Here is a 9,021-nt window from a genome sequence, read left to right on the forward strand (position 1 = left end):
TAACGGACTTTTGATCTCACAAATAAACGTAGAGTTCCATGCCAAGGCCCGACACACTCGACGCCAATAAGCCCTGAAAGGGGGATACATGACCGCCTTTGCTATTTTTATCGTACTTCTCGGTTTGATGGGGTTGCTCGCTTCGCTCATTCCTACCTATCAGATCTGCCTGCTTAAGCCTGCGCAGTCTCAAGGCTGGAATCTGCTGCTATTGATGATAGGGTTGTTTATTCTTGGCTATATAGGTTTTCTCTGGATGCTGCTCCATCGGGAAACCGGGCCACTGGAAACCGTGGTTTCCCTGGTGTTTTCCGCCGGCGGTAGCTTTGTCTGGCTGGTGGTCAAAATGAGCAAGAAAACCATCATCAAACTGCAGGACACACTAGAGGATAAGCATTACCAAGCCTATCACGACTCTCTTACCGATCTTCCCAACCGTCACATGCTCTATGAGTCGATGGAGCAACAGATTAAGGGAAATGGTAATCCTTTTATCTTTATGATGATGGATCTCAATGACTTTAAGATGATTAACGACAATCTTGGCCACGACGCAGGCGACAAGGTGCTCGAGATCATTGCCTATCGTATCGAACGGGCTGTGCCATCAAAGGCGTTACCCGCTCGCTTAGGGGGCGATGAGTTTGCAGTGCTCCTGCCAAGCAGCGAACTGAGCCAGGCCGAACAACTGGCTAAACAGATCCAAAAAGTCGTCATTGAGGATATTCACTGCGAAGGCCATCTACTCGCCATCGGCATTAGCATAGGTATTGCTCTCTACCCACAAGATGGCGATGACAGGAAGACTCTCATGAAAAATGCCGATATCGCCATGTATCGCAGTAAACAGAACAACAGCGACTATGAGACCTTCTCTCCCATCACAGATATCCCACAGTCGCTAGATCTGCTAAGAGGCTAGTGCACTGCCTCGATACTCGGCGCTATAGGTAAGATCGCCTCGGCAGGAATGCGGGTTACCAATAGCTGATCCACCTTATAGGCATCGATATCAACCACCTCAAACTTATAGCCGCTGAAATTAACATAATCGGTGCGTTTGGGGATCTTACGCAGCATAAACATCATAAAGCCTGCGATAGTCTCGTAGTTCTGGCTCTGGGGGAAGGCCTCAATACCAAAGGCTCGCATCACGTCGGTAATGGGGGTTACGCCGTCCACCAGCCAGGAATCTTTGTCCCTGGCGATGATCTGCTCTTCACTCTCATGCAGCGACCAGGCGCCCATTACGGCGCTCTGCAGATCATTGGTGGTCACTATGCCCACCACCAACGCATACTCATTCATCACTACGGCAAAATCGGCTCTGTGATTTTTAAAATACTCCATCGACTCAGACAGGCTCAGACTATCGGGAATAATCAAACAACTATGCACCAGTGAGGTGTCCTTGAGTTCGATACTCTGACCATTGATGACCCGAATCAACAACTCCTTGGCATCAACGATTCCCTTAATCGAATCGAGCTGACCATCACACACCAAAAATTTGGTATGGGGATCTTCTGCAATCTTGCTTTTTATCACCTCTTCACCGTCCTGCAGCAGAAAATAGACCAGGCTTTCCCGCGCTGTCATGGCAGCGGTGACTGGCACTGTCTGCATCTCAAACACGTTCTCAATCATCTGCTGCTCACCCTTATCAAGCACGCCCGCTTCGGCACCAGCATCCATCACGGCATAGATATCATCGGATGTCACCTGGTCGTTACGCGCCGTGGGGATCTGCAGCACTCGAAAGATCACATTCGCCAAACCGTTAAACACCCACACCAAGGGGGTGAGTAACTTAATGCAATAAGTCATAGGACCCACCAGCACCAAGGCCACCTGCTCGGGCATCGCCATGGCAACCCGTTTAGGCATAAGATCGGCAATCAAGATAAACAGGCTGGTCACTATGATAAAGGACAAGATAAAGCTCAGCTGGCTAAGCCAAGGATCGGCGAGAAACGGCAGTAGCGCAGCCTTAATCGAAGGGGTAAAAGCCGATTCCCCCACAATACCGCCCATGATGGCAACCGCATTCAGGCCTATCTGTACCACGGTAAAGAAGCTGCCGGGGTGAGCCTGTAGCAGCAATACGCGCTGGGCCCGCTCATCCCCCTCATCAGCAATCTGACGCAGACGGATCTTTCGCGCCGCCGCCAGGGCAATTTCAGACATGGAAAAAAAACAGCTGGTGGCAATAAGCACCATAATAATCAGAATATTATCGAATAGACTCATGTTAAACCTAACCTCATTGCGGCCGACCACGGCCAAGGCGCTCCTCAAGGCTGGAGCAATGCCAAAAATAACCCTAGATGATGTAAGCAGTATGAAGACGCCGACAATTATAGTGACTTATGCCTACATAAGACGTGATTGAGATACCACCTCAAGATGCCAAAATGGCGGGAATAGCGCCGCGATAAGATACGGCTGAGAACGTGGAGCACCTTTTATCAGAAATCCTAAAATAGGCAACTAGATTTTGAGCAAAGGCGCTAAAAAAGCCTTGTGCTACACTTAGTCGAAAAAGGTTTAATAATAAAAACAAAAGGATTTGTTTATGGCCATAGCCTGCGTCACCACGCGCGCCAGTTTGGGCGTGGCAGCCCCCGAAGTCACAGTGGAAGTGCACCTCAGTAATGGGCTACCCGCCTTCAACTTAGTGGGCCTTCCCGAGACCTCGGTAAAAGAGGCCAAGGAGCGGGTGCGCAGCGCCCTAATCAACGCCGGGTTTGAGTTTCCTCAACGCAGAATAACGGTCAATCTGGCGCCAGCCGACCTCCCCAAACAGGGGGGCCGCTATGATCTGCCCATCGCCATCGGCATACTGGCCGCCTCCAAGCAAGTGCCAGACACCCACTTAAGCGATCACGAATTTATCGGTGAACTTGCCTTATCGGGCCATATACGTGCCTGCCCCGGCCTATTGCCGGCGATCATCGATGCGCGCAAACAGGACAAAACCTTAGTGCTTCCCCTGGAAAATCGCGACGATGCCGAGCTGGTGGGTTATCAGAAAAGCCATTTTGCCGCACACCTACAAGGGCTCAGCGAATACCTGCACGGACAAGGCTCACTTCCCGGCCTCAGCCAAGATCTGCACTGGATAGATTCAACTCCCAGGGCGCCAGGCAAATGCTTAAGTGATGTGATCGGCCAGTACCAGGCAAAACGCGCCCTGGAAATCGCCGCTGCTGGCAATCATAATCTGTTGTTTCTAGGGCCACCCGGCACGGGGAAAACCATGCTTGCCAGTCGCATGATGCAGTTGCTGCCGCCATTGGATTACGACGAAGCGTTAGAAGTTGCCGCCATTCATTCGGTCGCCGGGCAGAGTATCCCTAAGGAGCAATTTTACCAACGGCCTTTTCGAAGCCCTCATCACACGAGTTCAGCCATCTCACTGGTGGGCGGCGGCAGCCATCCTAAACCCGGTGAGATCTCCCTGGCCCACAGGGGCGTGTTGTTTCTCGACGAGGTGGCCGAATTTCCCCGTAAGGTGCTCGATTGCCTGCGTGAACCCATGGAGACGGGTGAAGTGGTGATCTCCCGCGCCGCCGCCAAACTGACCTTCGCCAGCCGTTTTCAGCTGATCGCCGCCATGAACCCCAGCCCCTGCGGTGACAGCGCAAACGCCAGAGCAACAAGCGATCAAATACAGCGCTATCTGTCACGGCTCTCCGGCCCCTTTATTGACCGTTTCGATCTCACCATAGAGGTACCACGCCTCCCCCAAGGCACGCTCACCACTAGCCAACAGGGCGAGCCAAGCCAGGTTGTCGCCCAAAGGGTACATCAAGCCAGGGAGCGTCAACTGTGCCGCGCAGGCGTACTCAACGCTGAACTCACCGGCACGCAGCTCACACAAACGGCAGGGATCAGTCAAAGGGATCTCGAGTTTCTCGAGCAGAGTGTCAATCAACTGGGGTTATCTGTTCGCAGCTATCACAGGTTGCAACGCGTCGCCCGTACCATAGCGGATCTGGAACAAAGCGAAACTGTCGCCCGCCACCATATCGCCCAGGCACTTGGCTATCGCGCCATGGATAGACTGCTTAATAGCTTGAAGAATCCCTATTAACGGAGGATTTTTTCAGCTTTTTCTGGGCTATAAAGGCAGATTGAACAGGATAACATTGAGCAAAATGGCTCAGGCGAGTAACATAGGTCTCCGAATTTTTATGGGGGCTTTAATGGGCGCAGTGTTATCACTAATAAGAGGCAGCTTGGCTTTTAGCTGTTATGTAATCAATACTCTCTTCTGGGTAATACCTATCTTATTGGTAAGTATAATAAAACTTATCCCCATCGCACCTATGCGCACCCTATGTAGTTATCTGCTGGATCACTGTGCGACCGCCTGGATCAGCGTTAATACCTTTATTGAGCGCCTGTTTCATCCGGTAGAGATTAAGATCGAAGGTGACAGCAACCTCTCCACCAAAGAGTGGTATATGGTGATTGCTAATCATCAATCATGGGTAGATATTTTGATCCTACAGCGTGTTTTCAACCACAAGATCCCCTTCTTAAAGTTCTTTCTTAAACAAGAACTTATTTTCGTTCCTGTGCTGGGACTTGCCTGGTGGGCGCTGGACTTCCCCTTTATGCGTCGATACTCAAGTGCCCAACTGCGTAAAAACCCTAAGCTCAGAGGGAAAGATATTGAGATCACCCGTAAGGCCTGCGCCAAATTTAAGACTAAACCAGTCAGCGTGATGAACTTTGTCGAAGGCACTCGCTTTCGCCCTGAAAAGCACAAGAAACAAAACTCAGAATTTAACCACCTGCTCAAGCCTAAAGCTGGTGGTATGGCTTTTGCGCTCTCGGCAATGGGCGAGCAAATCCATAAACTGGTAGATGTGACCATCTATTATCCAGACAACACACCCAGTTACTGGGACTATATCTGCGGCCGGGTCAAACAGGTCAGAGTCCACATCAAGGTGAGCGAAATCGCCCCTGAGATGCGTGGCGACTACCTCAATGATCGCGCCTACAAGATCAGTTTTCAGGAACAACTCAATCGTATCTGGCAAGAAAAGGACGCCATGTTAACGAAAATGGCGCAGCAATAACCGCAGATAAGGTGCTTTAGAACGATGCTAAATTTTTTACCCGGACCCCTCCTATTTGCGCTCAGCCTAACCCTGTTGATCATCAACACTGTGTTATGGAGCTCTTTAATCTGCGTTGGCGGCTTAATCAAACTCCTGCTGCCAATCGCCCCGCTACGAACCGGGATCACTCACCTGATGAATCGCTGTATGTGGAGCTGGGCCAGCTGCAATGGCGGCATTTTGTTTTTGATCGCCAAGATAGAGTGGGATATCGAAGGGCTTGAAGGCTTAAAGAAAGATGGTTGGTATTTGCTGATCAGCAATCACCTCAGCGGATTCGATATTGCCGCCCTCACCTATGTGCTGCGTAACAATATCCCCATGCTCAAGTTTTTCCTAAAGAAAGAGTTACTCTATGTGCCTTTCTTAGGATTAGGCTGCTGGGCATTGGATATGCCCTTTATGAATCGCACCAGCGCCAAGCAACTACGTAAAAACCCCAAACTTAAGGGGAAAGACTTAGCCACTACACGTCGTTCATGTGAAAAGTTCAAGACTATGCCCACCTCTATCATCAACTATGTTGAGGGCAGTCGCTTCACCACCGAGAAGAAGGCACGTCAACGCTCGCCGTATCGTTACCTACTGCGGCCCAAGGCCGGTGGTATCGCCTTTACCATTTCTGCCATGGGCGAGCAGTTTACCAGCCTGCTGAACGTCACCCTGGTCTACCCTGACTCGGCCGACAACACGCTATCAGAAGTGATGCACGGTAAGGTGAAACGTATTGTGGTCCGCATCGAATCTATGCCAGTGCCTGAGGTGGACGATAAGCAATATTTCAACGATGCAGAATGCCGTGCCCAGTTCCAGCGGTGGCTCAATGGTATTTGGCAGCAAAAGGATGAGCAGATCCATCAGATCTTAACCCGCTACAACTCTGACCGCCTGGTGACAAAAGAGACCGCCTCGCTGGCTGAGAGCCGCTAGCCTCATCTTGGCACGCATGATAAGCCGCCCACCCAAGGCGGCTTTTTAATACCTATTGTCGACAAAAATAGCAAAACCAAAGAAGCGCCTTTCCATAAAACAGCATAAAAAAAACAGGTATAAAGTTTGACTTAGACTTAAGTTCAACAAGCATATTGTTGACAATAATGGCTTGTAGCACTAATTTGTTTACTGACTTTATTTATGTTTGAGCCCTGAGATGCCTCTTGAATCATTAGCCTTATCCGACACTCCGCCGGCGCTCACCTTAGCCGATAAGGCACTACAGGCTATCCAGACCAGTATCATCAAGGGAGAGCTCGTCCCAGGCAGCAAGATCAATGAACAGATGCTGGCACAAAGATATGGCATCAGCCGCGGCCCGACTCGCGAAGCTTTGTTGACACTAGAGCGCCGCCGCTTGGTGGTGAGAGTGCCACATGTTGGCGCCAGAGTGGCTCAGCTGTCGATTGAGGAGCTCAACGATCTCTATCGTCTTCGCAGTGTGCTCGAAGGGATGGCTTGCGAATTAGCGGCGCAACATATTACCCCTGCGGCACTGATGCAGTTGCAAAGTCTGATGGATAATCAGGAAGAGGCCCTAGCCAAGGGAGATACCTATTTTCAACAAGATGGCGATGTGGATTTTCACTATCGCATTATACGCGCCAGTGGCAGTCGACACCTGCAGGAGACACTTATAGGTAACCTATACCATCTGCTGCGCATGTACCGCTACCAATGCACCAGCGAGACCCGGCCCACCAGGGCGATTGCCGAACACAGAAATATAGTCAATGCTATCGCCGAAGGTGACGGCGAGCTCGCCAGCCTACTAATGCGTCGTCATATCGAGCAAGGCAGGATAAACACAGAGAAACGACTCAAGGCGCTGCAAGCAGAGCAGCGTTAACCAGGTTCATGCCAGCGAATATTCGTTGACATCGACTCGAAAAGGCCTTGCCCCTCCCTTCCGGCAAGGCCTTTTCTTTTGGACGTAACACTTTGTATCATTTGAGTCATTTTGTTGTGAGTGTCATAAATTTGACTATTAACTTTAATAAAATGTTAATATAATTGCCCGCCTGAATGATTACCTTAAATGCATAGCTATGCATCAGCAGAGAATAGTAGTTTTGAACCCAGTTACGTTTATCGGTAGACTCAAGCAGTCATCATTTGCTCGCTTGGTCGCAGCTATCGCCTTTCCCCTTATGATCAGCGGTTGCCAACTCAACAGCACCCCACAAACATCACGGGATTACCTTGAGGTCACCCCAACCCAACTTAGCAAATACTGGGTAATTCAAGACAACACGCTCAATTGGCAAGACCTGCTTAATTATCAATCTAATCAGCAGCAGCTCAATATACGTTTTAGCATTAATCAGGCGGGGCAACTGGTCGATCTCGACATAGACCATGAACAGCTGGCGATGACTGCACAACAAAAAGAGCTTTTGCTGGCGAGGTTTAGCGAGCAGAGGTTTAATGCCACCGTCGATAATAAAACCGCGCAGCCGGTTAGAGTGTCCGCGACCGTAGTGTTCAATTAAAAGAGTGTTCAATTAAAAAAGGCGCCTAATAGGCGCCCTTTTTATATCAAACTCAAGAGTTAGGCGCGACGCGCTCAACCTTTTGCATCCAGCCTTCGGGGCCTTGACGCTTACCCTTTTGAATATCCGTCAGAACCTGATAAATGCGGCGAGTATGTTCACCTACCTCACCAGAGCCTACCGTTAGCACCCGACGATCTTCAAAAATATAGGAACCCACCGGCGATACCACTGCAGCGGTCCCGAAACCACCGGCTTCAATAATCTCTCCCGACTCGATATCGGCAATAAACTGCTCTAACATCACTGTCTCTTGACGCACGGTGCAACCCAGCTCCTTCTCTAACTCCATGATGGATTGAGAGGTAATGGACTTCAAAATCGTATCGGTAAACTTAGGAATGATAATGGTGCCATCTTTAAGCACGTGGAAGTGGTTCATTGCCCCCACCTCTTCTATCTGCTTGTTATTGGCATCCAGATACAACACCTGGGCCGCGCCATATTCGGCAGCCGCCTTACCGGCTTTAAGCGACGCAGCATAGTTACCCGCCGCCTTAGATGCACCCGTGCCGCCAGACACGGCGCGATGAAAACGCTCGGTGATCAACAAACGGATCGCTTTATCGAAACCATCTGCATAATAGGCGCCACTCGGGCTTAACATGACACAGAAGGTATACTGCTGACTTGGGCTTACCGACAGCCTATCTTCGGTGGCAAACACAAAGGGACGAATATAGAGACAGGCGCCCTCTTGCATGGGGAACCACAACCTATCGACATCAATTAAGGCATTAATACCGGCCAGCTGCATCGCTTCTGGCACCTCAGGAATACACAAGACCTCGCCACTACAGTTGAGGCGCTCGGCATTTTTCTTTAAGCGGAAGGAGTAGATCTCACCGTCGTCATGCATAAAGGCCTTGGCGCCTTCAAAGATTGACTGACCATAATGCAGTGCCATTGCACCGGGCGCCATCTCAAAAGGCCCGTAAGGTACAATTCTCGGATCTCGCCACTCCCCATCGCGGTAATCCATCAAAAACATATGATCAGTTCTCAGATTGCCGAAGCCCACATTGGTTTCCGGCTCAAACTGTTCTGTACGGCGTTCAGACGCAGGTTTTAAGTTATAGTTTATTTGCATTTCATACCACCTTGAAGACTGATCTAGCAGACTATGTATGACCTGCTTGAAAGTCAAGCCATAGGCGGGGTAGCAGCAAATTCTTCAACTGACTCGCAGTACAGATTTTTAGACAGAGAAGGCCTGATGCCACGGGGGTTATCTCTTCATTCCGACGAGGCTAACTCACCACAGTGATGACAATTTTGGCCCAGCCCTCGATCCTATCGAGGGCTTTTTATTGGTTCATCGCGGATAAGCGGGGACTAAA

General features: G+C 50.1%; 8 protein-coding genes. 6 read left to right on the plus strand and 2 right to left on the minus strand.

Going from position 1 to position 9,021, the window contains the following annotated elements; genetic code table 11:
- Positions 1–88 precede the first annotated feature (88 nt).
- Positions 89–922 (plus strand): GGDEF domain-containing protein, encoded by an 834-nt coding sequence (locus tag NY07_RS17055; protein ID WP_052125878.1) that lies wholly within the window; start codon positions 89–91, stop codon positions 920–922.
- Here the strand turns inward: NY07_RS17055 and NY07_RS17060 are convergent.
- Positions 919–2,250: a hemolysin family protein gene (locus NY07_RS17060; protein WP_033540576.1), complete on the minus strand. Its 1,332-nt coding sequence runs from the start codon at positions 2,248–2,250 to the stop codon at positions 919–921. The two genes, NY07_RS17055 and NY07_RS17060, sit on opposite strands and share 4 nt — an antisense overlap.
- A gap of 325 nt (positions 2,251–2,575) precedes the next feature.
- On the opposite strand from NY07_RS17060, the gene NY07_RS17065 reads away from it, so the two are divergent.
- The 5 genes from NY07_RS17065 (at position 2,576) to NY07_RS17085 (ending at position 7,621) form a co-directional block, all read left to right on the plus strand.
- Complete coding sequence (locus NY07_RS17065) at positions 2,576–4,096, plus strand: YifB family Mg chelatase-like AAA ATPase (protein ID WP_033540567.1); 1,521 nt, start codon at positions 2,576–2,578, stop codon at positions 4,094–4,096.
- A 112-nt stretch (positions 4,097–4,208) separates the two neighbouring features.
- Positions 4,209–5,093, plus strand: coding sequence for an acyltransferase (locus tag NY07_RS17070; RefSeq protein ID WP_033540568.1), 885 nt, complete (start codon positions 4,209–4,211; stop codon positions 5,091–5,093).
- Between the two features lie 24 nt (positions 5,094–5,117).
- Positions 5,118–6,065, plus strand: a complete 948-nt coding sequence (locus NY07_RS17075; protein ID WP_033540569.1) for an acyltransferase — start codon at positions 5,118–5,120, stop codon at positions 6,063–6,065.
- A 220-nt stretch (positions 6,066–6,285) separates the two neighbouring features.
- Positions 6,286–6,978: a GntR family transcriptional regulator gene (locus NY07_RS17080; RefSeq protein WP_052125879.1), complete on the plus strand. Its 693-nt coding sequence runs from the start codon at positions 6,286–6,288 to the stop codon at positions 6,976–6,978.
- A gap of 223 nt (positions 6,979–7,201) precedes the next feature.
- On the plus strand, positions 7,202–7,621 hold the full coding sequence (locus tag NY07_RS17085; RefSeq protein WP_033540571.1) for a hypothetical protein: 420 nt from the start codon (positions 7,202–7,204) through the stop codon (positions 7,619–7,621).
- 52 nt (positions 7,622–7,673) lie between these two features.
- Here NY07_RS17085 and NY07_RS17090 read toward each other — a convergent pair whose 3' ends face one another.
- Entirely contained in the window at positions 7,674–8,771 is a 1,098-nt protein-coding gene (locus tag NY07_RS17090; RefSeq protein ID WP_033540572.1) for a branched-chain amino acid aminotransferase, read from the minus strand.
- Between the last annotated feature and the right edge of the window lie 250 nt (positions 8,772–9,021).

Origin of the sequence: Shewanella sp. ECSMB14101 (assembly GCF_000773485.1) — a bacterium.
In the GTDB taxonomy this organism is placed as follows: domain Bacteria; phylum Pseudomonadota; class Gammaproteobacteria; order Enterobacterales; family Shewanellaceae; genus Shewanella; species Shewanella marisflavi.

Coding starts and splice junctions, on each gene's coding strand:
- NY07_RS17070 (WP_033540568.1), top strand. CDS start 4,209: ATGGGCGCAGTGTTATCACTAATAAGAGGCAGCTTGGCTTTTAGCTGT.
- NY07_RS17055 (WP_052125878.1), top strand. CDS start 89: ATGACCGCCTTTGCTATTTTTATCGTACTTCTCGGTTTGATGGGGTTG.
- NY07_RS17090 (WP_033540572.1), bottom strand. CDS start 8,771: ATGCAAATAAACTATAACTTAAAACCTGCGTCTGAACGCCGTACAGAA.
- NY07_RS17065 (WP_033540567.1), top strand. CDS start 2,576: ATGGCCATAGCCTGCGTCACCACGCGCGCCAGTTTGGGCGTGGCAGCC.
- NY07_RS17075 (WP_033540569.1), top strand. CDS start 5,118: ATGCTAAATTTTTTACCCGGACCCCTCCTATTTGCGCTCAGCCTAACC.
- NY07_RS17060 (WP_033540576.1), bottom strand. CDS start 2,250: ATGAGTCTATTCGATAATATTCTGATTATTATGGTGCTTATTGCCACC.
- NY07_RS17080 (WP_052125879.1), top strand. CDS start 6,286: ATGCCTCTTGAATCATTAGCCTTATCCGACACTCCGCCGGCGCTCACC.